Here is a 23,663-nt window from a genome sequence, read left to right on the forward strand (position 1 = left end):
TTATCGACCTTAAAACGGGTCGCTTAGTTCTTGTTTCTTAGCCACAGTGGTCGTTCGAGTCGAGTGTCCTGATCCAACCTGAGGTCAAGAAGCTCCTTCTCATGCGCTAACTGGCCCAAATACAGTAGGTCCAGCAACACCATTTCGTTATTCAATTGATCTATCACCTCATCATGTAAATCAGTCTGCATTAGCTCAATACTTATGTAACGCAGCACCTCGTGTAGAGATTTGATAGCGGAACTAACTTTAATTCGAGTGGCCTCTTTGAGCGGCTCAGCGGAAGTATTGGTAAGCAATGCGTGGTCATTATGACTGATGCGGCGGTTGCGCCAGTCTCTCGCAAACATTGTAGCTTCTTGGGCTGCCCGGAGGCGCAATTGCAGTTCCGCTCGACGCTGATTTGTATCCATGAAGTTTAGCAGGCTAAATACCGTCAGATTTCGCTTACCAGCGGATCTTGGCGGATCGGATAGACGGCAAATTGCAAGAATTGTCGCTTCAAAGAAAAGTTGATCTACCAAGTAGAAGAAGCTCCCGCCGGCCTTATTCAACAACGTGATACGCTCCTGCCCATGACCAAACAGATTTTCGAACTGTTTCCAGACGAGCCAGACGCTACACCACTCGTTCAAGAGATGATGGTAAATGACACCGAGTTCATCCCCGAGTTTCGCGACGTATTTTTCACGCACTTGTTCGGGAGAATTATGAGCCATCGTTCAATCCAGTATGTGCGATAAGCACCCCAGAGATTAGCGTAGCTCGGCAGGAATAAGAAGACGGGCGGGGCGGGGCAAACCAATTCTTATCCCAACATGTCCCCAGATCCGCGCCAAAACGATCCATTTGGCCAACTCCACTACCGCTCAGTGGCGACAGAATTCGCATCCTCGCTCAAATCTTCGGCATCCTCTTGAGGTCTGCGACTACATTTTCGGCAATATCCTTGCGAAGCCTCCGGGGACGCTCTACGACTTTGTGAGGTCCGCGCCGCAGCCAAACATGGCGCGCCGGATTGAAGCCTGCACCGGCCGCGCGTCTTGGCACGACCTCTCCCGGTCGACGCGCTGCGGACGAGGTGCGGATTGACGGGTCTTCGACCCTAGAAGGAGAACCAAGATGAACCGGAAAATACTTGCCGGCGCGACCATGCTCGCCTCGCTGGCTTTCGCCCCCCTCGCCCATGCCGAAATCGTCATCGGGCTCATCGCACCGCTGACCGGCCCAGTCGCCGCCTATGGCGAGCAGGTCAAGAACGGCGCCGAAGTAGCCGTCGAAGAGATCAACAAGGCCGGCGGCATCAACGGCGAGCAGGTCACGCTAAAGATCGCCGACGACGCCGGCGAGCCGAAGCAGGGCGTCTCCGCAGCCAACCAGCTTGTTGGCGAAGGCGTGCGCTTCGTGGTCGGCCCCGTCACCTCGGGTGTCGCCATCCCGGCATCTGACGTCCTGGCCGAAAACGGCATTCTCATGGTCACGCCCACCGCGACCGCACCGGACCTGACCGCCCGCGGCCTCACCAACGTGCTGCGCACCTGCGGTCGCGACGATCAGCAGGCTGAAGTGGCGGCGAACTATGTTCTGGAAAACCACAAGGACAAGAAGATCGCCATCATCAACGACAAGGGTCAGTACGGCAAGGGCCTCGCCGACTCCTTCAAGGCGACCCTCAATGCCGGCGGCGTGACCGAAGTCTTCAACGATGCCCTCACCCCAGGCGACAAGGATTTCAGCGCACTGACCACCCGCATGAAGTCGGATGGAGTCGAGCTCATCTATTTCGGTGGCTACCACCCGGAAGCCGGTCTGCTCGCGCGCCAGTTGGCAGATGCCGGCGTTGACGCGGTGATCATCGGCGGCGATGGCCTGTCGAACAGCGAGTACTGGAACATTGCGACCGAGGAGGCCGCGGGCACCGTTTTCACCAACGCTACAGACGCGACGAAGAACCCCAATTCCAAGGCCGCTGCCGATGCTCTTGGCGCCAAGAACATCCCGGCCGAGGCCTTCACGCTGAATGCCTATGCGGCTGTCGAGGTCATCAAGGCTGGCATCGAGAAAGCGGGCAGCGCCGAGGACACCGAGGCGGTTGCGGCAGCACTCAAGGACGGACAGCCGATCAAGACGGCCATCGGCGAAGTCACCTATGGCGAAACCGGCGACCTCACCTCGCAGAGCTTCTCGCTCTTCAAGTGGGAAGACGGCAAGATCGTCGCCGTCGAGTAACGACAAGCCATCTGCACAACGAAAAGCGGCCGGAGACGGCCGCTTTTTTGTTGGCGGGCGGGCTGGTCGCTGCCATCTTGCTACCGTCACAGCGGGGGAGAGTTTCGATGGCGCGAAGAGATTTTGATCCTGAGACCGTGAAGCCGGACGGACGCGTCGCGGCAAAGGGCGCCGTCTTCGACGCCGGGGCGGATGGTCCCTGGCGCGGCTTTCTCGCCGGAGAGGTGATCGGTGGAGAGGTAACCGTTCTCGCCTATGGAAACGACACACCGGGGGAAGGTCCGCGGCTGCATATCCATCCCTACGACGAGACCTTTGTCGTCGTCGAAGGCAGGGCAAGGTTCTTCGTCGGTGACGAGGTCATCGAGGCCGGCGCGGGAGAAGCCGTCCTCGGGCCCGCCGGCGTTCCGCACCGCTTCGAGAATATCGGGCAGGGTCGGCTGCAGACAATCGACATCCACCATTCGCCGCGCTGGATTCAGACGGACCTTGATTGACCTCTCAGGCTTTACTCCGCGTAGATCATCTTCCGCGTCATGCCGCCGTCGAGAACCAGCACCTGGCCAGTCATGAAACCAGCGGAAGCGAGATAGAGCACCGCATCCGCCACATCCTGCGGCCGTCCGACACGCCCGGCGGGATGCTGCTCGTGGTCAACCGGCCGCAGTTCGTCGTCATCTGAAATCCAGCCCGGCGCGATCGCGTTGACGCGGATCTTCGGCCCGAGGCTGACGGCGAGTGCATGGGTCAGCGCCACCAGTCCGCCCTTCGACACCGCGTAGGCTTCCGTCTGCGGTTCCGACATGAAGGCGCGGGTGGATGCCATGTTTACGATCGATGCACCCTCGCCCATCAGTGGCACGGCCGAGCGCGTCATCAGGAAGGCGCCGGTCAGGTGGCTGTCGATCACCTTTCGCCAGTCCTCCAGCGACAAGTCCGAGATCGGCCCGTTGCCCGGCCCGGAGATCCCCGAATTGTTGACCAGCAGGTCGAGACTGTCCCAGCCGAGTTCCTCGAAGGCACCGGCGACTGACGTCTCGTCACCGACATCGCAGTGGATCTGGCGCGTTCCCTCCGGCCCCTGCTCCAGGTCGAAGGATGCCACCTCAAAGCCGGCTTTCCGGAGTGTTGCGCATAAACCTGTGCCGATCAGCCCGGCACCACCTGTCACGATCGCTCTTTTCATCTGGCGTGACATAGGAACCGCCGACCTGATGTCGAGCGTCGCGTGTGCCGCCGCCGTCTACGCCCGGATCAGGATTCCCGCCTCTTCCGCCGCGGCCACGAAGGCCGCCCGTGCATCCTCCGCCTTGCGCTTGCCTTCGATCACGCAGGTGCAGGCATGAAGGGCCCTGTCGAGTGCCGGCCCTTCGTCCAGCGGCCAATCCTCGATCATGGCCCAGGAGGCCGCCTGCACGCTATCGATGGCTGTCTCCACCCGCGGCTCGCCGATCGAGATCAGCACGGGATTTTTCCAGGACTTGCTCATCCGCAGATCCTTAGTCGATCCGCCATGCCGCATCCAGTGGTTTTGGCTCGCAAGCGCCGCCGCAGCACTTCCCCCGACGCCCTGCAGACCCTAGAACCCTCAAGAAGAACAATGCGGAGAACCGAAATGAGCCAGCGTCTCGAAAAGCTGATCGACCAGGGCACCGGCCGTGAGCCGGCCGACATCGTCCTGAAGAACGGCCGCTTCTTCGATCTCGTCACCGGCGAACTCGTGGAATCCGATATCGCCATCTGCGGAGAGCGCATCGTCGGCACCTGCGGCGACTATGCCGGCAGAACCGAGATCGACATCTCCGGCCGCATCGTCGTGCCCGGATTCATCGACACGCACCTTCACATCGAAAGCTCGCTGGTCACCCCGCACGAATTCGACCGCTGCGTCCTGCCCTACGGCGTCACCACCGCCATCTGCGATCCGCACGAGATTGCCAATGTGCTCGGCGAGGAAGGCATCCGCTTCTTCCTGGAGTCCGCTGAACAAACGATCATGGACATCCGCGTCCAGCTCTCCTCCTGCGTCCCGGCCACACATCTGGAAACCGCCGGCGCAGACCTGCCGATCGAGAAGCTTCTGCCCTTCCGCAACCATCCGAAGGTGATTGGGCTTGCCGAGTTCATGAACTTCCCCGGCGTCATCCACAAGGACCCCGGCTGCCTGGCCAAGCTCGACGCCTTCTGGGACGACCATATCGACGGCCATGCGCCGCTCCTGCGCGGCAATGACCTGAACGGCTATCTCGCCGCCGGCATCCGCACCGATCACGAGTGCACGACCGCCGAAGAGGCGCTCGAAAAGATTCGCAAGGGCATGCATATCCTCGTCCGCGAGGGCTCCGTCTCCAAGGATCTGCACGCGCTGATGCCGATCCTGACCGAGCGGCTGTCGCCCTTCTTGGCGCTCTGCACCGACGACCGCAATCCGCTCGACATCGCCGAGCAGGGCCATCTCGACTACATGATCCGCACAGCCATCGCGAACGGCGTGGAGCCCATCGCGGTTTACCGCGCCGCCTCCATTTCCGCCGCCCGCGCCTTTGGCCTGCGCGATCGCGGCCTCGTCGCCCCCGGCTGGCGGGCCGACCTCGTCGTGCTCGACAGCCTCGAGAACTGCAAGGCGGAGATGGTCTTCGCCGCCGGCCGCCGCGTCACCGACGATCTCTTCGCCACCCGCAGGCCCGTCGCCCCGGTCGGTCTCGACAGCGTCAAGGCGCGTCCCGTCCAGGCCATGCACTTCGGCGTGCCCGTGAGCGAGGGCGAGGTGCCCGTGATCGGCGTCATGCCGGGCAAGATCATTACCGAGCACCGCCGCTACCGCCTGCCCGCCTCCGGCAACCAGACCAGCGTCGATCTCGACCGCGACATCATCAAGGTTGCCGTCATTGAGCGCCACGGCAGGAACGGCAACCACGCCAACGGCTTCGTCCAGGGGTTCGGGCTGAAGAAGGGTGCCATCGCCTCCACCGTCGGCCACGACAGCCACAACATCTGCATCGTCGGCGTCTCAGAGGATGACATGGCGCTCGCCGCCAATCGCCTCGGCGAGATCAAGGGCGGCTTCGTCGTCGTCGAGGACGGCAAGGTCACCGGCGAAATCGCGCTTCCCGTCGCGGGCCTGATGAGCCTCGAACGCTATGAAGTGGTCCGCGATACGCTGCACGACCTGCGCAAGGCCGCCTACGCCCTCGGCACCACGCTGGAAGAACCCTTCCTCCAGGTCGCCTTCCTGCCATTGCCCGTCATCCCGCACCTGAAAATCTCCGACAAGGGCATGGTGGATGTGGACCGGTTCGAACTGATGTGATGAAAAAGGCCGGCGCATCGGCCGGCCTTCCCTTCGTCCTGATTGATGCGTGATCACCCCCGCATCAGCCGCACGCCGGCGTGATACAGCACGTCGTTGCGGAACTCGCCGTCGGCGATGAAGCCGCTGTCGTCCTTGTAGTCGATATGATCGCCGGTCACGCGGTACTCGCCGTGATAGACCCTTTCGCGGAAGCCGCGGGATTCGAAATAGCGGCCGTTCGGCAGCAGTTCGTAGCGGATGTAGTCGTCCTGGCTGACCCACAGGCCGACATAGGGGTGCTTGCTCATGGTGATCTCCTGGTTCCTGTCGGCGGCGAATGCCGTCACGCCGGCAATGAAGACGAAGGCCGCGGCAAAGGCGGCCATGGCGAGGTGGTGGCGAAGACCACACTCAGCCATTCATGTATTTCCGTCTGACAGAGTGCTGCTGGCGCCGCAAAAGCGCCTGGCCGATCAGCCGCAAAAGGCGGCCGCCGAGGCCGGCAAGCCAGCGGAATGGGGTTTCGAGTAGACGCTGGAAATTGTCCATCACCATCTCCATTTCTGTCCGGGTTGGCTCGTTCGGACGAGGCGGAATATGGAGCATCTACGGCAACAGGCGGTAGACAAAAGCTCCGAAGTGATTGCACGATTCTCCGAAACGGTAATTTTCCGCTTCCTTCGCGCCTGAACCGAACGTATTGATTATCGCAGAAAAGCGCCGAAAATCTGGAGATTTCAATGCTCCCTACGCCGACCCACATGCCGCAGCTGGACGAGCTCTCCGCTATCGTTGCACAAAACACCGGCGACGATGGTGTGTTCGAGACGAGCATCCCGCGCCTCTCCCTCATTCGCTTCTCCCGTCAGACGGAGCCGTGCCAGACGCTGCAGCATCCGGCGCTCTGCATCGTCGTGCAGGGTTCCAAGCAGGTGATGCTGGCAGACGAAATCTACGTCTACGGCCCCGCAAAGCATCTCGTCGTCTCCGTTGACCTGCCCGTGACCGGCCAGATCATCGAGGCGACCCCGGAAAAGCCATATCTCTGCATGCGTCTCGATCTCGATCTGCCGGCGCTCGGCGAGATGTTCATGGAGATTACCCCCGCGACGGGGGAGCCGGCGGGCGGCTGCAGCAAGGGCGTCTGCCTTGCCGATACCTCGCCGCAATTCCTCGACTCCGCGCTGCGGCTCCTGCGTCTTCTGGCGAGCCCCGAGGATATCGCCTACCTCGCTCCGCTGGCCGAACGGGAACTGATGTACCGCCTCCTGCGCGGGCCGCAGGCCCACAAGGTGCGCCGCATGCTGATGCCGGACAGCCGCCTGCAGCAGGTGACCCGGGCGATCACCTGGATCCGCCAGAACTACGCCGCCCCCTTCTCCATCGAGCAGGTCGCGGCGGAAGCCCGCATGAGCCCTTCCTCGCTGCACCAGCATTTCCGCGACGTCACGGCCATGAGCCCGCTGCAGTACCAGAAGCAGCTTCGCCTGCAGGAGGCCCGCCGCCTGATCCTGACGAGCGCGGTCGATGCCGCCACGGCGGCCCAGCGCGTCGGCTATGACAGCCCCTCGCAGTTCAGCCGCGAATACCGCCGCCTCTTCGGCGCCCCTCCCATCCAGGACGTCGCGCGGTTGAGGCAGGAGCCGGAGCGGTTCGCCGAGGCCTGACCTCCAGGCTATCTGTAGAGACAAAATTCAACCAAACGGTTGACATTCACTCTTGCAACGCGCATATTCAACCACATGGTTGAATTATTAGATACGCGGATCGATTCCGTATTCCACGCCCTGAGCGACGCCACGCGCCGCAGGATGCTTCGCGAACTTTCATCGGGAGCGCGAACCGTTGGCCAGTTGGCGGAACCACACGAGATGTCGCTTGCAGCGGCCTCCAAGCACATCAAGGTGCTGGAAGGTGCCGGCCTGATCCGCCGGGAGATCAACGGCCGGACGCATATCTGCAGGCTTGAGCCCGGGCCGCTCGCCACTGCCCATGAATGGCTTGCCTTCTACGAACGGTTCTGGACCGACAGGCTCGACATCCTCGAGGGTCTCCTGCGCACGCAGGATGCCGATGCGTCGAAGGCCCCGGCCCCGCCGACATCAGCGGCCCCCTCCACGGAAGAGACAGAAACGGGAGAACATCAATGAACGACATGAGCCCCATGAACGGTTATGGCAAGGTTACCGGCCCCATGACCCTGACAATCCAGCGAAAGCTCCCCGGTCCCGCCGAACGGATCTGGGCCTATCTGACGGACAGCGACCTGCGCAGACAGTGGCTCGCCTCGGGGATCATGCCCCAGGAGGTGGGCCGACCCTTCGACCTCACTTGGCGGAACGACGAGCTGAGCGACAGCTCTGATGAGAGGCCGGATGGCTTCGGCGCCGAACACACGATGCGGAGCGAGATCATTGCCTTCGATCCGCCCCATCGTCTGGCCTTTTCCTGGCCACCGGGTGGAGAAGTCTCTTTCGAGCTTCAGCCGGCAGGCAAGGAGATCCTTCTGACCATCACACACCGCCGCATCTCCAATCGCTCGAACATGGTCATGGTCGGCGCTGGCTGGCACCTGCATCTCGATGTCCTGACCGCCCGCCTCAGCGATACGACGCCGGAATCCTTCTGGGCGGGCTGGAACCGCCTCAGGCAGGAATACGAGCAACGCATCCCAGCCTGAGATCCGCTCCGGCTTCCGCGCGGGGGTAGCCCCGCCGGAAGCCGGAACACGTGAGGAGAAAATGCCATGAACATCCCCTACACCGGCGGCTGCGGCTGCGGTGCTGTCCGTTACAATGTATCCGGCGAACCGGTCGCCATGGTCGATTGTCAGTGCCGGCAGTGCCAGCGCGAGAGCGGAACCGGCCACCAGTCGCACATGGTCTTCGTGGCGGCGGAGGTGGAAATCCATGGCGCCACCTCTGCCTGGGAGATGACCGGCGACGGAGGCACCCTCAAGCGCCCGGCCTTCTGCCCGACCTGTGGCTCTCCCGTCTTCATGACCTTCCCGGCCACGCCCGATATCTTCATCCTCCGCCCCGCAAGCCTGGATCAGCCGGAGCACTACAAGCCGACACTGGTCACCTGGACCGAAGCAGCCCAGGCATGGGACCATGTCGACCCCACCGCCGCCAGCTTCCCGCGCATGCCGCCGGCAGGGTAAGGTGCCATGACATAAGTTTGGTAGGAATGAAGGGGCCGGTCAGCAACTCCCGAAGGAACTTCCCTAGCGATCCCGCCTTTACGCATGATCCATCCTTGGCCAATACGGCCACACAGGGAGCTTGCGTGCATTCATGAGCGAACAAGAGCGGGACATCTGGCTGTGCCTGTCCGGCGGCAATGCGCTAGGGGCCTATCATGCCGGCGCCTATCAGGCGCTTGAGGCGGCAGGTATCGGCCCTTCCCGCGTCGCGGGCGCGTCCGTCGGCGCTGTCGTCGCCGCCCTGATTGCCGGCAATGCTCCGGAAGATCGTCTGGACCGCCTGCGCCGGTTTTGGGAAAGGGCGTCCGCGCAGGATGGCCTTCTCCCTTTCATGGCCTCCGCGCTTCCGCACTCGCAGGAGAAATGGCTGTCGCTGTCGCGAACCCTCGCGGGCGGCCGCCCCGGGCTGTTCCACCCCACGCTCGCGGGGTTGTCGGCGCTCCTTCCCGGCGTCCCGTCGCCACCATTCCTCTTCGACACCTCGCCGCTGCGCCGGACACTCACGGAACTTATCGATTTCGGCCGACTGAATGCGGGACCCGTCCGGCTGTTGGTCACTGCCGTGGACATCGAGACCGGAGAGGACGTGACCTTCGACAGTCATGCCGGCGGCATTACGGTGGAGCACATCAGGGCGAGCACGGCCTTCCCGATCGCCTTTCCGCTGGTGAGGATCGAGGGGCGGGTCTATGTCGATCCCGGCGTCTCGGCAAACCTGCCGATCGCGCCGCTGTTCACGGAGGAAAGCGAAGACGACGTGCTGTGCCTGGCAATCGATCTGGTCCCTGCCACAGGCAAAGTCCCGCACTCCATGGACGAGGCCATCGGCCGTACCCAGGACCTCGTCTTTGCGAGCCAGAGCCGGCACGCGCTGCGCCGGCTTCAGGACAGCGCCCGGTCTCCTGCCAGCGGCAAGACGGCAATCCTCCACGTCTCCTATTCGGGCAACGGACAGGAGATCGGCGGAAAGTTCTTCGAGTTCTCGAGGGGCTCGATTGATTACCGCTGGACTGCAGGGCGGAGGGACGTCAGCGCCGCCCTCTTGGCTGCAAGCATGCTCCCATTGACACAAGGCCGTACAATCTACCGCATGACCGGCGACGAACTTGTTACAGTCGACCCCTAACGCCAGTTCTTGGCGCCGTTCGAGATCAGGGCTCTGAGTAAGGCTGAAAGCCAAAATCAATAGTAGAAGGGCTTTAGAAGCAGGCCCGACCTCAAACCCTCCCGCAGAAGGCATCCAGCGCCGAAAGCTTGACCACTCCGCCGTCCACCTCCGGCGCAAAGCCCGGCATGGGGATCGGCAGGCAGTTCCGCATCGGCACCGGCAGGGGGAAATCCTGCGGTTCGCGAGTGAGGTTGAACACGAAGAGCAGCCGCTCGCCGTCCCGCTCGCGGATGAAGGCGAGGAGGTCAAGGTTGTGCGTGTCGACGAAGGTCATCTCCCCATCAAGGAGCGGTGGATGCGCCTTCCGGAACGCCAGCGCTTGCCGGTAGTGGTGCAGCACCGAATCCTGGTCCAGTTCCTGCACATCGACGGCGGCGGCGGCATGTTCCGGCGGCACCGGCAGCCATGAGCGGCCCGCGTCGGTGAAGCCCGCATGATGCTTCTGCACCTCCCAGGGCATAGGCGTCCGGCAGCCGTCGCGCCCCTTGAAGGCCGGCCAGAAGCGGATGCCGTAAGGGTCGGTCAGGTCCTCGAAGGCAAGCTCCGCCTCCGTCAGACCCAGTTCCTCGCCCTGGTAGAGGCAGATCGAGCCGCGCAGTGCGGCCAGCACGCTGATCGAGAGCTTCGCCACCTGCTCGCGCTCCGCCGGCGTCTGGGCAAATCGCGTCACGTGACGCACCACGTCATGGTTGGAGAAGGCCCAGCACACCCAGCCGTTCACCACCGTATCCTGGAAGGTCGAGACGACGCGGCGGATGAAGCGCGCGGAAAACGCCGGTCCCAGCAGGTCGAAGGTGTAGCACATGTGCAGCTTGTCATTGCCGCTGGTATAGATCGCAAGCGTGGTCAGGGAACGCGGCCCGTCCCCCACCTCACCCACGGTCGTACGGTTGGGATAGCTGTCCATCAGCGCCCTCAGCCGCTTCAGGAACTCGATGTTCTCCGGCTGGCTCTTGTCGTGCAGGTGATTCTGCATCGAATAGGGATTGGTGTCGGATTCCAGCCCCGCCGTTTCCGCATCGTAGATGATCGGCGGGTTGTCGCGCAGGTGCTTGTCGTGGAAGTAATAGTTCACCGTGTCGAGACGGAAGCCGTCGACGCCGCGGTCGAGCCAGAAGCGCACGGCATCCAGCACCGCCTGCTGCACCTGCGGATTGTGGAAGTTGAGGTCCGGCTGCGAGGTCAGGAAGTTGTGCATGTAGTATTGCTTGCGCACGCCGTCCCATTCCCAGCCCGGCCCGCCGAAGATCGACAGCCAGTTGTTGGGCGCCGTACCATCCGGCTTGGGATCGGCCCAGACATACCAGTCGGCCTTGCCGTTGGTGCGGCTGGCGCGGCTCTCCACGAACCACGGATGCTTGTCCGAGGTGTGGCTGATCACCTGGTCGATGATCACCTTCAGCCCGACGCGATGCGCCTCCGCCATCATCTCGTCGAAGTCGGCAAGCGTGCCGAACATCGGGTCGACGTCGCAATAGTTCGAGACGTCATAGCCCATGTCCGCCATTGGGGAGGTGAAGAAGGGCGACAGCCAGATCGCATCGACGCCGAGCGAGGCGATATAGGGCAGCCTCTGAGTGATGCCCTTCAGGTCGCCGATCCCGTCGCCATTGGTGTCCTGGAAGGAGCGCGGATAGACTTGGTAGATCACGGCGCCGCGCCACCAGTCTGCGTCTTCCACCCTGCTTCTGTCCATCGCCATTCCGGCCTCCTGTCTCGTGTCGGATGGCAACCTAGAGCCATGGCACGAAAAGACAAACCCATTCCGAGCGTACCCTGATGCCTCGCCGCCAGCTTGCCTTGGCGGGAAGTTCAGAATATTGCCAGACCCCACACTGTTGAGGGGAGAGAGCGCGTGGCGGGACGTCTGTTATCCATCGGGGAATGCATGGTCGAGCTATCGCAGGCGGGCGAAGGCCTGCTGCGCCGCGGCTTTGCCGGCGACACGTTCAACACTGCCTGGTATGCCCGCGCCTGCCTGCCAGCGGAGTGGACGGTCGATTACTTCACCGCCCTCGGCGACGACCCGATGTCCTCCGAGATGCTGACCTTCATGAAGGAGGCGGGAATCGGTACCCAAGCGATCCGCCGCATCCCCGGCAAGACGCCGGGCCTCTACCTCATCACCCTGAAGAACGGCGAGCGCACCTTCAGCTACTGGCGCGATACCGCCGCCGCCCGCCGGCTTGCCGATGATGCCGATCACCTGCGCAGGTGCATCGAGGCCGCCGATATCGTCTATTTCTCCGGCATCACGCTCGGCATCCTGACGCCGGAAGCGAACGACACCCTTCTGGCGGAACTGCGCCGCGCCAAGGCGGCCGGAAAGCGCGTCGCCTTCGACCCCAATATCCGCCCGCGGCTCTGGTCCGACAAGGACACCATGTTGAAGACGATCAGCGACGGCGCACGCGCCGCGACGCTCGTCCTGCCGAGCTTCGACGACGAAACCACCCATTTCGGCGACTCCTCGGTGGAGGAGACCGTTGCCCGCTACCACGGCCTCGGCGTGGAAGGCGTCGTCGTCAAGAACGGCGAAGACGGCGCGACCCTGAGCTTCGGCAGCGACCGGACATACGTACCCGCCGTCGCGGCTCCTCAGGTGGTCGACACGACGAGCGCCGGCGACAGCTTCAACGGCGGCTTTCTCTCCCGCCTCGTATGCGGTGCTTCCCCGCAAGATGCCGCCGCCTATGGTGCTGCCGTCGCCTCCGTGGTCATTGGCCACCACGGCGCGCTGATCAATCCGGCGCTGCTGCCGAGTTGAACCCCGGCTGACATCCGCCTGTAACAATCCCGCCTTTAGCATGCCCGCATCGGCGTCGCTGACTTATTGAGTCGACGCCCGCAGAGCGAGGCTGCCGTCGTGAAGAAGATCACCATCGTCTCCGATGCCTGGTATCCGCAGGTAAACGGTGTCGTCCGCTCTCTCCAGAACACCTGCTGCCACCTCGAGCGGATGGGTCTGGAGGTCACCATGGTTACGCCGGAGACCTTCCACAGCATCCCCTGCCCCACCTATCCGGAGATCCGCCTGTCGGTGGCCACCTATTGGCAGGTCGCGCGCGCCATCGAGGCCTCCACGCCCGATGCGGTCCATATCGCGACGGAGGGCCCGCTCGGCCTGCTCGCACGACGCTGGTGCCTGAAGAACAGGGTCCCGTTCTCGACGAGCTACCACACGCGGTTTCCGGAATATGTGGCGGCCCGCTTCCCCGTGCCGATCCGCTGCGTGCAGGCCTTCGTGCGCTGGTTCCACAATGCCGGCAACGGCTGCATGGTGGCGACAGCCAGCCTGGAGCGCGAGCTTTCGAAACTGGGGCTTCGTAATCTCAGGCGGTGGAGCCGCGGCATAGACCAGGGTGTGTTCTATCCGCGCCCGATGGCTCACCTGCCCTTCGGTCTGCCACGGCCGATCTTCCTGACCGTCGGACGCATCGCTCCGGAGAAGAACCTGCCGGCCTTCCTCGACCTCGACCTGCCAGGCTCCAAGGTCGTCGTGGGTGATGGGCCTGCGCGGGCAGACTTGCAGCAGCGCTATCCGGACGTCCTCTTCACCGGCATCAAGACGGGAACGGAGCTCGCAGAAGCCTATGCGCAGGCGGATGTCTTCGTCTTTCCCTCGCGCACCGACACGTTCGGCAACACCATCCTCGAGGCGCTGGCCTCCGGGGTTCCCGTCGCCGCCTATCCGGTCACCGGTCCGATCGACATCATCGAACCAGAAAGCCGGGCCGGCGTGCTGCGGGAGGATCTGCGCGAAGCCTGCATTGCTGCGCTGGAGTGCTCGAGGGAAGACGCTCGGGCGCTGGCACGGAGGTTCACATGGGAAGCCGCGACGCGCCAGTTCCTGGACAACGTACGACGCGCGGCGATGGCAGGTTCCCCCCGCCGCATTGGCGCCTCCGGTGCCTGAACCTGCCTCTGCGCTAGCGTCGCTTCTTCCTTGATTCGAAAGGATTTTCGGAAGCCTTGAGATGGATGCGGATCGGCACGCCCGGCATCTGGAAATCGGCGCGCAAGCCGTTGGTCAGGTAGCGCAGATAGTGTTCCGGCACCGCATCCGGGCGCGTGCAGGAAATCATGAAGGCCGGCGGTCGCGCCTTCACCTGGGTCATGTATTTGAGCTTCAGCCGGCGCCCGGAAACCGCCGGTGGCGGATGCTGCACCTGCACCCCTTCCAGCCAGCGGTTGAGCTTGGCGGTCGAGATGCGCTTGTTCCACACCTTGTCGGTGTCGATGATGTTCTGCATCAGCTTGTCAAGCCCGTAGCCGGTCTGCCCGGAGATCGGCACGGCGCGGATGCCGCGCGCCTGCGGCAGGAGCCGCTCCGTCTTTTCGCGCAGGTCCGCCAGCACTTCCTGCGGATGCTCGACGAGATCCCATTTGTTGAAGGCGAGCACGGCGGCGCGGCCTTCGCGCAGCACGAGGTCGACGATCTGCAGGTCCTGCTTCTCGAAGGGGATGGTCGCGTCGAACACAATCACCACCGTTTCGGCAAAGCGGATCGCCCGCAGCGCATCGGCGACTGAGAGCTTTTCCAGCTTCTCCTGCACGCGTGCCTTGCGCCGCATGCCGGCGGTATCGAACATCTTGATCGTGCGGCCGCGCCAGTCCCATTCCACCGAGATGGAATCGCGGGTAATGCCCGCCTCGGGCCCCGTCAGCAGCCGGTCCTCGCCGAGGAATCGGTTGATCAGCGTCGACTTGCCGGCGTTCGGCCGCCCGACGATCGCCACGCGCAGCGGCTTCGTCTCGTCATAGGCCGGCTCGATCTCCTCGTCCTCGTCGCCTTCCACCTCGGAAGCCCGAACGGCGACGTCCGTGACGGCCTCGTCCTCTTCGTCATCGCCGAAGGCGCGCTCCTCGCCGATTGCCTCGACGATCGCGTCACGCAAGTCGATCATGCCCTGCCCGTGCTCTGCCGAGATCGGCACGGGTTCGCCGAGCCCCAGCGTGAAGGCGTCGTAGAAGCCGCCGTCGGAGCCGCGCGCCTCGGACTTGTTGGCGACCAGCACCACCGGCTTGCCGCTGCGGCGCAAGAGTTCGCCGAAGGTCTTGTCGAGCGGCGTCAGGCCCATCTTGGCGTCGACGACGAAGAGCGTCAGGTCGGCTTCCTGGATCGCCATCTCGGTCTGTGCCCGCATACGGCCTTCCAGCGTGTCCGGCCCTGTCTCTTCAAGCCCTGCCGTATCGATGATGGTGAAGCGCAGGTCGACGAGCTTGGCGTCGCCCGGACGGCGGTCGCGCGTCACACCCGGCGTGTCGTCGACCAGCGCGAGCTTCTTGCCGACCAGCCGGTTGAACAGCGTGGACTTGCCGACATTCGGGCGTCCGACGATCGCGACGGTGAAGCTCATGCGTCTATTCCTTCAGCCCTTCCCTTATGCAGGATTTAGGGCGCCTTGCCGGATGCGGCGATATTGTCGAGCATGATCTGCGCGCGGCTTGCGACATTGCGTGGCGCGGTCGCGTCGTCGGCAATCGCCCGGAACCACTCCTTCGCGCGCGCCATGTCCTCGGCCTTGTAGGCAGAAAGCCCCAGCGCCTCGCGCGCGGAGTTGCGCAGCGCGTGGTTGCCCCCGGTCAGCACCTCCGCCTCGGCCGAGACTTCTTCATAGGTGCCTGTGTCGATCAGCAGCCAGGCAGCGCGAAGCTTCGCCACGTCGCGCATGGCGTCGGGTGCCGAACTGCGGGCGGAAACGGCCCGGAACGCCGTGACTGCGCCTGCCGTGTCGCCCTTTTCCGCCAGAACGGCCGCCGCCCGCATCTGCGCCAGCACGGGATAATCGCCGGTGCCATCCTGCTCGAGCGCCTGGAAGGCCGCCAGCGCCTCGTCATGCTTGCCTTCGGAAGCAAGGTTTAACGCCGCCAGGAAGCGGTCGCCCGACTGAGATGCGTTGTGTGACTGCCAGTATTCGTAGCCGCGATGGCCCGCCGTGGCGACCACGATGACGACGGCGACGCCGATGGCGATCTTGCCGTAGCGGCTCCAGGCGTTCTTGAACTGGTCGGAACGCAGTTCCTCGTTCACCTCGCGGATAAAGCTGTCGTTGTCTTGCGCCATCAAAGTCTCCGGCCCCGCAGGGCCCATCATCATCGATCATGCGGAAAGGCGCCTTCTAGCGCATTTTCCGCATGATGTAAGGGGTGAAGCAGCGATTCTCAGATCGGCAGCGGCTGGACGCCGATCAGCCAGACATGCAGCCGCCAGATGAACAGCAGGTAGACCACGGTGCCGATCACCACGGCAGCGGCGTCATAGCGCGCCGACACGAAGGGCTTACGCACCAGTTCGCCGTTCCGTTCGCGCCGCTTCAGGGCAATCCTCAGCACCACACCCCAGGCCAGGAAGGCTACAAACAGGATGACGGAGAAGGTTTCGCCATTGGCGAGCAGATGCGCCAAGGCCCAGATCTTCACCGACAACACCATCGGGTGCTTCGTCTTGGTCGCTATGTGGCCGGGCGGCATCAGGCTCGCGACCAGACAGATCATCGCGACGAGCATCAGCAGCGATGACAGATGCGCGATCCACACCGGTGGCGTGTAGAGGATCCCCGTCACCTGCCGCGCCTGCCCAAAGGCATAGACGACCAGGACGAGCGTCGCGATGCTGGCGAGCGTATAGCCGAGCTTCCATGCCCGCTCACCCTTGGCGGCAATGACCGAGGCCCGCCAGCCGGGCGCGATCACGCGCGTCAGGTGGATGCCGAGGAACAGGATGAGGCTGATGACGAGCAGGAGCATGCGGACGTCCCCGTTGATGTGAATCCCTGCTCTCGAATTACCCGGAAACGCCGCGACCTGCCAGCCTCTCCAAAGCTTCGCCGCATTCGCGCCACACAAGGCAGCCTGCCTTTGTATCCGTGGTGCCCATGCTTTATCGATTTTCCCTCTGCCTCGCCCTCTTCCTCGGCCTTTCCACCCTTTCGATCGCGGAAGAGGCGAATCGGCCGCGCCAGCTCCTGCTTGTCTCCTTCGACGGCGGAGGCGACAATGGGCTCTGGCAGCGCAGCCGCGACTTCGCCCGCAAGACAGATATCCGCTTCACCTATTTCCTCTCCTGCTCGCTGGTCATCGCCCGCGAGGACGCTACCGCCTACAAGGGCCCTCATCACAAGGCAGGACGCTCGAATATCGGCTTTGCGCAAACGCGCGAGGAAGCCCGCACCCGGCTTTCCCATGTCTGGCAGGCTCACCGGGAAGGCCATGAGATCGCCAGCCACACCTGCGGCCATTTCGATGGCGCGGACTGGTCGGTATCCGACTGGAAGAACGAGATGCAGAGCTTTCGCGCCATCCTCTCGGGCGCCTGGGCGGCGAATGACGCGGCGGCGGAGGAACCGGAGGGCTGGAACGGCTTCGTGGCCGGCATCGACGGTTTTCGCGCGCCCTATCTCTCCGCCCCCGACAGCCTGTTCGAGGCCGCGCGCGCCGAAGGCTTCGTCTATGACGCCAGCACGGTGACCAAGGGGCCGCTGATGCCGAAGGAGCGGAAGGGCGTGCTTGCGTTTGGTCTTCCCCTTATTCCGGAAGGACCGAAGAGCCGCCCGATCATCGCCATGGATTATAATCTCTTCATCCGCCACTCGGCCGGCGTCGAGAACCGGAGCCGCTCGGCCGAATTCGAGCAGCGCGCCTATGTCGCCTTCCGCGCGGCCTTCGACCGGCAATATGAAGGTGACCGCATTCCCCTGCAAATCGGTCTGCATTTCGTCGAGATGAACGGGGGCGCCTACTGGCGGGCCATGGAGCGCCTCGTCACCGAGGTCTGCGGCCAACCGGACGTCGGCTGCGTCACCTATCGCGAGGCGATAAAGGAGATGGAGGGTCGCGAGGGCCAAGATGTCTCAGGCCTGTAGCAGCTGACTGGATATGGGCTCCAAATGTGCTACATATGTAGCATACCCGGAGCGACACAATGACCATCACCACGAAGATCAGGCGACAGGGCGGGGCCGCAGTCGTCACAATCCCGCCGGCGCTCCTGCAGTTGATGCAGACGCAAGTCGGCGATCAGTTGTCCCTGGTCGTGACCGACGGAGCCCTCGTCGCCCGCCCGGTCCAGGCGGCAAGGAAACGGTACACGCTCGGCGAACTGCTGAAAGGATCCGACGAGATGGCCAAACTTGCGGAAACGACACCGCTGGACGGCGATCCCGTCGGTCGTGAGATCGGTTGATGATCCGCAGCAACGTGCCGAAGCGCGGCGACGTTTACTGGATCGTTCCCAATCCCGTCGCCGGGCGCGAGATGAAGAACAGGCATCGCTATGTTGTCATCACCCCGCGCGAGATCAATGCGCTGGGCGTCTCGATGATGGTCCCGATAACGACAGGCGGAGCCTTGTCGCGCGACGTCGGTCTCGCTGTTCCGGTGACGGGCCACGACACCACCGGTGTCGCCGTCTGTAACCAGGTGCGAAGCTTCGACATCCAGGCTCGGATACAGCAGCGGACGGCGCAATACATCGAAACACTGGACGAGGCGACGATGGCGGAAATCGTTGCCCGGGTCGTCAGTGCTATCGACCCGGAGCCAGCTTAGACAGGTTCGGTGCGGGGACGTTTTCCGTCCGTCGCGGAGCCTCAGTCCTGCATCTTCAACGACATAGCGACCGCCATCCTCCCTGTTCATCCCCCCGCCCGCCGATGCTGCGACAATGGCAGCGTCATCGGAAGGGGATGCCGGGTCGCGAACCGGCTGCCCACTTGGGTTCAAGGCTCGGCGCCGGTGACGGCTGTGAGGACTGCCGGAAGTGCAGGTACGATTTCCGACAGAATATGCAGCCGGGGCAGGCGGAACGCCTGAAACACCAACCCCTTATGCCACCGCCTGCCCTCTCCCCACCCAACCGCCCGGATCGCTCCGGCGCGGCCAAGCATGCTGCCGTCAGGTCGGGCGGTCGGCTTCCAATTCGCCGCCTCTTGCTTCCCGCTCCAGGTAATGCTGGTCGATCTCCGGCAGAGGCTGGTTGTCGATCGCGGCTTCGAAGGCGCGCAGGCGCTTGTAGATGGATAGCAGCTCGACGATCGTCGGCCAGGAGGAAACCAGGTACTGGAAGGACGACGTCACCTGGCCGAAGGCGCCAGAGATCTGGTTCAGCGCACCGAGCGAGATCTTCCCCGCGATGATCGACGGCGCCAGGATCAGCAGCGAGAAGATATTGTTGATCTGCAGGTAGAAGATCCGTGCGATGTTGAAATAGAGATAGTGGAAGTAGAGCGTGAAGTAGTTGCGGCGCACGTTGTCGAACAGCTCCGCCACCGTCATCGGCTCGGCGCGATCCGCATGGTCCTCGCCATAGACGAGCTCCTTGCGGTAGGCGGCCTCGACACGCTGGTTGCGGAATTCGAGCCCCGGCAGCTTGATGCCCACCAGCGCCAGGAACACTGTGCCGAACAGCGACCAGAGGATGGCGGCCGTCACCAGCGGGTAAGGAATCTCGCCGACCAGCGGCAGTTCGGTGATGTTCTGCGACAGGCGCATCAGCACCGGCGTGAACGCAATCAGCGTCATGATGGAATCGATGAAGCTGACGCCGAGCCCTTCCACGGTCGAGGAGAAGCGCATCGTATCTTCCTGGACACGCTGGGAGGCACCCTCGATATGGCGCAGCTTCGGCCACTGCGACATGTAGTATTCGTTCATCGCCGTGCGCCAGCGGAAGATGTAATGGCTGACGAAGAAGCGCGTCATGACCGCCACCGCCACCGCCACCATGGCGATCCCGAGGAAGATGGCGATCTGCCCGTAGAACTGCTCGGCCGTCACCGGCGCCGACTGCGATACCGCCTGCTGCACGAGATCCCAGAACGGCCCGTACCAGTTGTTGATCGCAACGCTCACCTGCACCTGGAAATAGGTCGTGAAGAGGATGAGCGCAGAGCCGAGCACCGACCACATCTGCCAGCGATGCGGCTGGTACCAGAACCAGAACGCCGCAAAGACCAGCGTGACCAGGGCGAAGTAGATGTAGAACCACAGGAACGCCGGCGACCAGAAGGTAGATATGCCGACCTCCGGCGCGTCGTTGACGGGAACCGGCGGCATGCCGAAGGCGGCGCCGAGGTCTTCGCCCATCGTGTACCAGAACACGATGGCGAGAATGGACCAGATGGCGGTGGACGTGAAGAACAGCTTCGGCTGCGGGAAGAATGACTTGAACACGTGGGGCAGGCTCGCTTGGCTGGATTTCGCCCGTCAGGGCCTCTGCTAGGTGGCCGCAAACTAGGGCAGAACTGTGTGACCAGCAATGCCGTCGCCGCTCCCTTACCCAATTGTAATCAGCGGCACCGTCCAGACGACGGCAATACCCTCAGCGGATTGTAGGACCGGGCGCGAGAAGCGGAGCAACCAGCGCCGCGGAAACCGCCAGCACGGATGCCGCCAGCACCGTCGGCCAGGTGAAGGAGCCGCTCGCCTCGGCCAGCCAACCCGCCACCAGCGGCCCGATGATCTGACCTGTCCCGAAGGCCGCCGTCATCGATGCAAGCGCCCGCCGTGGGCTGTCCGCCGCCAACCGACGTCCGAGTTGCAGCCCGTAAGCCGTCACCGCCATGAAGGTAAGGCCCAGGAATACGCCACCGACAAGCGCGCCCGCCGCCGGTGGCAGCAGCACCGAAGCCAGAACCCCGACCGCCTCGACGGCGATGCAGGCGGCATAGGTTGCGATCAGGCCGAACCGCCGCACGAACCCGCGCCAGAGAACGAGCGACAGGGCGGCCGCAAGACCTGTCCCCAGCCACGCCAGGAACTCGATAGAGGTGCCGGCATCAGCCGCGCGCGCCATGGTCACCAGGAAGGTGGCCGTGATCACGTAGCCGAAGCCGAACAGTCCGTAGGACGCGGTGACCAGCAGAAGCGGCCGGTCCCAGACAAGTTGCGGCTCGCGCACCGTCGCCTGCCCGCCGGTCGGGCGCGGCAGGAACCGCATGGCAAGCATCACGAGGATACCAGCGGCAACCGCACTGCCGATCCACTCGCTCCGCCAGCCATGGGCGCCGTCTCCGGCAATCAGGTTGAAGACGAAGACCAGCGCCGACGAAAGCGCGATGCCAAGGCCGACGCCGCCGAAATGCAGGATCTGCACCGACTCGCCGCGTGCCGACTGTGCCAGCACGATGGACGACGTGAAGACCATGGCGAGTGCACTCGCCAGTCCGGCGAGAAAGCGGATGACCGTGAAGGCGGCAAGGCCCTCGACCATGGCCATGGCCGCGAGCAGGACAACCGTCGCCACGAGGCCGAGCACTGCCACCGCCCTCTCCCGCCCCGCTGCCCATCCGAACCCGGCAAGAACGGCACCCAGGAGATAGCCGGCGAAGTTTGCACCCGCGATCAGCCCGGCATCGGCGGCGGAGAGCGAGGCCCCTTCCATCATGCCTGGCAGGATCGGCGTATAGACGAAGCGACCGAAACCCATCGCCGCGGCCATGGCGGCACCGCCGGCAAGGCCGATCAGGAAGGGAGAAGCGTGTTCGCCAGGAAAGCGTGCTGCCATGAACGGCTTATCGCACCCTCGCGCCGGCACGACAAACCACAAATCCTCATGCATCTCGCCGTGGGAGATGATCGATCACCCCTACTCGCCAGGTTGACTCACGCGACGGGCCGGGCCTCGGCAACCTCACCACTCAAGGGATGCAGGTCCTCCCACCAGTCGCCGATTGCGTCGACCAGCGGCACAAGCTGCCGCCCGGCAGGCGTCAGATCATATTCCACCCGGAGCGGATAGCCCGCGTAACTGGTCCGCCGCACGATACCGGCATTCTCCAGTTTGCGGAGTTCGAGCGCCAGCATGCGATGCGAGACAGTCGGATTATCCCGGCGAAGGTCGCTGAACCGCTTGGTCTCGTCCTTCAGGTAGTAGATCAGCAGCGTCGGCCAACGGCCACTCAGGACCTGCATGACCTCCTCGATCGGGCAGCGGGAGACGAGGTCCTTCATGATGATCCTCCGCGGTTACAGAAATGTGCGTAATTTACTTAAGTCGCGATTCGGCTAGCTTCCAGTTCGCTGCGCAGCGTGATCATCAGAAATCACGGAGAACGAAAGAATGGAACCGATCCTCCTCTATGGCTCCCCTGCCGGAAGCTCGCTCGGCCTTGTCGCGGCCTTCGAATGGCTTGGCAGGCCCTACCGCCTGTGCCGGGTCGACATGCTGGGCGAGATGCGGCACCCCTCCTACGCTCGCATCAACGCACGCCACGAGACACCCGTACTGGTCACCGATATCGGGCACCCGCTGTCCGAGACAATGGCCATCGCAGCCTGGCTGGAGGCGCGGGATACGCAGCGGCGCATCAGCTTCGATCCGCTCTCGCAAGAGGCGGATCGCATGCACCAGTTGATGGCCTATGTGAACACCGGCTTCACCGGCGCCTTCTCCCCGCTCTGGACTGCGATGGAGTTGGCCGATCCCGATCCGGTCTATCAGGCCGCCTTGCGCCGGGCGGGGCGCGAGGCGGTCATCGAGCGCCACGACAAGCTGGAGGCGATGATCGAGCAGATGCCCTACCTTGTCGGTGACCGGCCGACGCTGGCCGATGCGCTGTTCGTCGGAGTAGCAAGATGGCTGGATATCCACGAGGTGACCGACCGGGAGCGCTGGCCAAGACTCTCGGCACTGCGGCGGAGGCTGGAAGCCGATCCAGCAGTCGCCTACGCCACCGCACTTGAAGAGGGCCGAGATGCGCCACCGAGCAATGCCTGCCTCGGCCACGTCTCTCTGGCGGATGTAATCGAGCGCTTCGGGACCTAAAACGCATCCGTTGCCCATCTCATGAGCAAATGAGGTGGCCCGCATATCGGGCCACCCGCGATCGCGGTCGCAGCCAGCATCACAAAAATGCGCGCCCGCCAAAAATCGATCAGGAACCTTGCTGGATTCGTCTTGTTCGGCGCCCGTCCCCAACATGAAGGAGAGAGTCATGTTCTATACCGACGGCAAGCTGCAATATCCCGTGCGTGTCGAAAATCCCGATCCGCTGTTCGCGCGTGCGCTGCAGCAGGCGATCGGCGGCGTCGAGGGCGAGATCCGCGTCGCGATGCAGTATTTCTTCCAGGCCTGCGGGGCCCGCGGCAACCCGAAGTTCCGCGACCTGCTCATGAACACCGCAGCTGAGGAACTCGGCCATATCGAGATGCTGGCAACGGCCGTGGCCCTCAATCTTGAAGGCGCTCCGCTCAGCCTTCGCGAAGAGGTCGCCAATGACCCGGTCGGCGGCGCCGTGCTGGGCGGCATCAACCTGAAGAACCTGCTGTCTGCCGGTCTCTCTGCCATGCCGGTCGATTCCGACGGCGTGCCCTTCGACATGTCGCATATCTACGCCAGCGGCAATATCGCCGCCGACATGACGGCCAATGTGACGGCGGAGTCGACGGGCCGCATCCTGGCGGTTCGCCTCTACAACATGACCAATGATCCAGGCATGAAGGACATGCTGTCCTTCCTGATCGCCCGCGATACCATGCACCAGAACCAGTGGATGGCAGCTCTCGAGGAACTCGGCGGCGCGCAGGATGTCTTCCCGATCCCCAACAGCTTCCCGCAGGAGCAGGAGAACCAGGAATTCAGCTACGCCTTCCTGGGCTTCCAGAACGACGGCAGCGAGCCGGTGCAGGGCCGCTGGACCGAAGGCCAGTCGATCGACGGCAACGGCTCCTTCTCCAGCCGTCCGATGCAGCCGCTGGGCGAAAAGCCGAACCTCGGCCGGGCCAAGCCCAACAGCGGCGCCCAGGCAGAACAGCTCTAGGAGGTCGTC

Annotated in this window: 27 protein-coding genes; 15 read left to right on the forward strand and 12 right to left on the reverse strand. The window is 63.6% G+C overall.

The genetic code is table 11. The features are described 5' to 3' along the window. Window positions 1-23: 23 nt before the first annotated feature. Window positions 24-719 carry an AbiU2 domain-containing protein gene (locus FN060_RS11230; RefSeq protein WP_142588103.1) on the reverse strand — a complete coding sequence of 232 codons (696 nt, stop codon included), beginning with the start codon at window positions 717-719 and terminating at the stop codon, window positions 24-26. 403 nt (window positions 720-1,122) lie between these two features. On the opposite strand from FN060_RS11230, the gene FN060_RS11235 reads away from it, so the two are divergent. Both FN060_RS11235 and FN060_RS11240 read left to right on the forward strand, forming a co-directional pair. Continuing rightward, window positions 1,123-2,229 (forward strand): branched-chain amino acid ABC transporter substrate-binding protein, encoded by a 1,107-nt coding sequence (locus FN060_RS11235; protein ID WP_142588104.1) that lies wholly within the window; start codon window positions 1,123-1,125, stop codon window positions 2,227-2,229. A gap of 107 nt (window positions 2,230-2,336) precedes the next feature. Continuing rightward, window positions 2,337-2,726, forward strand: coding sequence for a cupin domain-containing protein (locus FN060_RS11240; protein ID WP_142588105.1), 390 nt, complete (start codon window positions 2,337-2,339; stop codon window positions 2,724-2,726). A gap of 11 nt (window positions 2,727-2,737) precedes the next feature. Here FN060_RS11240 and FN060_RS11245 read toward each other — a convergent pair whose 3' ends face one another. Next, on the reverse strand, window positions 2,738-3,415 hold the full coding sequence (locus FN060_RS11245; RefSeq protein WP_142588106.1) for an SDR family oxidoreductase: 678 nt from the start codon (window positions 3,413-3,415) through the stop codon (window positions 2,738-2,740). A 57-nt stretch (window positions 3,416-3,472) separates the two neighbouring features. Beyond that, window positions 3,473-3,718 (reverse strand): DUF982 domain-containing protein, encoded by a 246-nt coding sequence (locus tag FN060_RS11250; protein WP_142588107.1) that lies wholly within the window; start codon window positions 3,716-3,718, stop codon window positions 3,473-3,475. A 126-nt stretch (window positions 3,719-3,844) separates the two neighbouring features. Between FN060_RS11250 and ade the strand changes: the two genes are divergently transcribed. Continuing rightward, window positions 3,845-5,539 carry an adenine deaminase gene (ade, locus tag FN060_RS11255; protein ID WP_142588108.1) on the forward strand — a complete coding sequence of 565 codons (1,695 nt, stop codon included), beginning with the start codon at window positions 3,845-3,847 and terminating at the stop codon, window positions 5,537-5,539. A gap of 53 nt (window positions 5,540-5,592) precedes the next feature. On the opposite strand, the gene FN060_RS11260 is transcribed toward ade, so the two are convergent. Together FN060_RS11260 and FN060_RS11265 are read right to left on the reverse strand one after the other, a co-directional pair. Further along, on the reverse strand, window positions 5,593-5,940 hold the full coding sequence (locus tag FN060_RS11260; protein ID WP_244665746.1) for an Atu4866 domain-containing protein: 348 nt from the start codon (window positions 5,938-5,940) through the stop codon (window positions 5,593-5,595). Continuing rightward, complete coding sequence (locus tag FN060_RS11265) at window positions 5,933-6,070, reverse strand: hypothetical protein (RefSeq protein ID WP_183949621.1); 138 nt, start codon at window positions 6,068-6,070, stop codon at window positions 5,933-5,935. The genes FN060_RS11260 and FN060_RS11265 overlap by 8 nt, the downstream gene beginning before the upstream one ends. A gap of 191 nt (window positions 6,071-6,261) precedes the next feature. On the opposite strand from FN060_RS11265, the gene FN060_RS11270 reads away from it, so the two are divergent. From FN060_RS11270 to FN060_RS11290, 5 genes are all read left to right on the forward strand, one after another. Then, on the forward strand, window positions 6,262-7,188 hold the full coding sequence (locus tag FN060_RS11270) for an AraC family transcriptional regulator (protein ID WP_244665747.1): 927 nt from the start codon (window positions 6,262-6,264) through the stop codon (window positions 7,186-7,188). A 75-nt stretch (window positions 7,189-7,263) separates the two neighbouring features. Beyond that, the gene (locus tag FN060_RS11275; protein ID WP_077546797.1) at window positions 7,264-7,671 is read left to right on the forward strand and encodes an ArsR/SmtB family transcription factor; all 408 of its coding nucleotides are present in this window, start codon (window positions 7,264-7,266) and stop codon (window positions 7,669-7,671) included. Continuing rightward, window positions 7,668-8,201 carry an SRPBCC family protein gene (locus FN060_RS11280; protein ID WP_142588109.1) on the forward strand — a complete coding sequence of 178 codons (534 nt, stop codon included), beginning with the start codon at window positions 7,668-7,670 and terminating at the stop codon, window positions 8,199-8,201. The genes FN060_RS11275 and FN060_RS11280 overlap by 4 nt, the downstream gene beginning before the upstream one ends. Before the next feature lie 66 nt (window positions 8,202-8,267). Then, on the forward strand, window positions 8,268-8,684 hold the full coding sequence (locus tag FN060_RS11285; RefSeq protein WP_142588110.1) for a GFA family protein: 417 nt from the start codon (window positions 8,268-8,270) through the stop codon (window positions 8,682-8,684). Between the two features lie 133 nt (window positions 8,685-8,817). Then, window positions 8,818-9,852, forward strand: coding sequence for a patatin-like phospholipase family protein (locus FN060_RS11290; protein ID WP_142588111.1), 1,035 nt, complete (start codon window positions 8,818-8,820; stop codon window positions 9,850-9,852). A gap of 91 nt (window positions 9,853-9,943) precedes the next feature. On the opposite strand, the gene bglA is transcribed toward FN060_RS11290, so the two are convergent. Next, window positions 9,944-11,590, reverse strand: a complete 1,647-nt coding sequence (gene bglA / locus FN060_RS11295) for a beta-galactosidase BglA (RefSeq protein ID WP_244665797.1) — start codon at window positions 11,588-11,590, stop codon at window positions 9,944-9,946. A gap of 159 nt (window positions 11,591-11,749) precedes the next feature. On the opposite strand from bglA, the gene FN060_RS11300 reads away from it, so the two are divergent. Beyond that, window positions 11,750-12,661, forward strand: coding sequence for a sugar kinase (locus FN060_RS11300; protein ID WP_142588113.1), 912 nt, complete (start codon window positions 11,750-11,752; stop codon window positions 12,659-12,661). 99 nt (window positions 12,662-12,760) lie between these two features. Continuing rightward, window positions 12,761-13,810 carry a glycosyltransferase family 4 protein gene (locus FN060_RS11305; protein ID WP_142588114.1) on the forward strand — a complete coding sequence of 350 codons (1,050 nt, stop codon included), beginning with the start codon at window positions 12,761-12,763 and terminating at the stop codon, window positions 13,808-13,810. 13 nt (window positions 13,811-13,823) lie between these two features. Here the strand turns inward: FN060_RS11305 and der are convergent, their stop codons facing one another. The 3 genes from der to FN060_RS11320 form a co-directional block, all read right to left on the reverse strand. Further along, on the reverse strand, window positions 13,824-15,254 hold the full coding sequence (gene der / locus FN060_RS11310; RefSeq protein WP_142588115.1) for a ribosome biogenesis GTPase Der: 1,431 nt from the start codon (window positions 15,252-15,254) through the stop codon (window positions 13,824-13,826). Window positions 15,255-15,289: 35 nt separating this feature from the next. After that, window positions 15,290-15,961 (reverse strand): tetratricopeptide repeat protein, encoded by a 672-nt coding sequence (locus FN060_RS11315; RefSeq protein ID WP_142588116.1) that lies wholly within the window; start codon window positions 15,959-15,961, stop codon window positions 15,290-15,292. A 98-nt stretch (window positions 15,962-16,059) separates the two neighbouring features. Then, window positions 16,060-16,644: an NnrU family protein gene (locus FN060_RS11320; RefSeq protein WP_142588117.1), complete on the reverse strand. Its 585-nt coding sequence runs from the start codon at window positions 16,642-16,644 to the stop codon at window positions 16,060-16,062. Between the two features lie 128 nt (window positions 16,645-16,772). Here FN060_RS11320 and FN060_RS11325 point away from each other — a divergent pair, with 128 nt between their 5' ends. The 3 genes from FN060_RS11325 to mazF are packed head-to-tail and all read left to right on the forward strand — an operon-like array spanning window position 16,773 to window position 18,444. Then, window positions 16,773-17,759, forward strand: coding sequence for a polysaccharide deacetylase family protein (locus tag FN060_RS11325; RefSeq protein ID WP_142588118.1), 987 nt, complete (start codon window positions 16,773-16,775; stop codon window positions 17,757-17,759). Between the two features lie 59 nt (window positions 17,760-17,818). Next, the gene (gene mazE / locus FN060_RS11330) at window positions 17,819-18,079 is read left to right on the forward strand and encodes a type II toxin-antitoxin system antitoxin MazE (protein WP_052638969.1); all 261 of its coding nucleotides are present in this window, start codon (window positions 17,819-17,821) and stop codon (window positions 18,077-18,079) included. Further along, window positions 18,079-18,444, forward strand: a complete 366-nt coding sequence (gene mazF, locus FN060_RS11335; protein WP_142588119.1) for a type II toxin-antitoxin system toxin MazF — start codon at window positions 18,079-18,081, stop codon at window positions 18,442-18,444. Before mazE ends, mazF begins: the two co-directional genes overlap by 1 nt. A gap of 345 nt (window positions 18,445-18,789) precedes the next feature. Here the strand turns inward: mazF and sbmA are convergent, their stop codons facing one another. From sbmA to FN060_RS11350, 3 genes are all read right to left on the reverse strand, one after another. Further along, the gene (sbmA, locus tag FN060_RS11340) at window positions 18,790-20,067 is read right to left on the reverse strand and encodes a peptide antibiotic transporter SbmA (protein WP_142588120.1); all 1,278 of its coding nucleotides are present in this window, start codon (window positions 20,065-20,067) and stop codon (window positions 18,790-18,792) included. Window positions 20,068-20,215: 148 nt separating this feature from the next. Beyond that, window positions 20,216-21,400, reverse strand: coding sequence for a YbfB/YjiJ family MFS transporter (locus FN060_RS11345; RefSeq protein WP_244665749.1), 1,185 nt, complete (start codon window positions 21,398-21,400; stop codon window positions 20,216-20,218). 98 nt (window positions 21,401-21,498) lie between these two features. Then, the gene (locus tag FN060_RS11350; protein WP_142588121.1) at window positions 21,499-21,846 is read right to left on the reverse strand and encodes a winged helix-turn-helix transcriptional regulator; all 348 of its coding nucleotides are present in this window, start codon (window positions 21,844-21,846) and stop codon (window positions 21,499-21,501) included. A gap of 109 nt (window positions 21,847-21,955) precedes the next feature. On the opposite strand from FN060_RS11350, the gene FN060_RS11355 reads away from it, so the two are divergent. Further along, window positions 21,956-22,660 (forward strand): glutathione S-transferase family protein, encoded by a 705-nt coding sequence (locus tag FN060_RS11355; protein WP_142588122.1) that lies wholly within the window; start codon window positions 21,956-21,958, stop codon window positions 22,658-22,660. Between the two features lie 169 nt (window positions 22,661-22,829). Next, a complete protein-coding gene (locus tag FN060_RS11360; protein WP_142588123.1) occupies window positions 22,830-23,654 on the forward strand; it encodes a manganese catalase family protein in 825 nt (274 codons plus the stop codon). Window positions 23,655-23,663: the final 9 nt, after the last annotated feature.

This window comes from Pseudorhizobium halotolerans, from assembly GCF_902153235.2.
Lineage (GTDB): Bacteria > Pseudomonadota > Alphaproteobacteria > Rhizobiales > Rhizobiaceae > Neorhizobium > Neorhizobium flavum.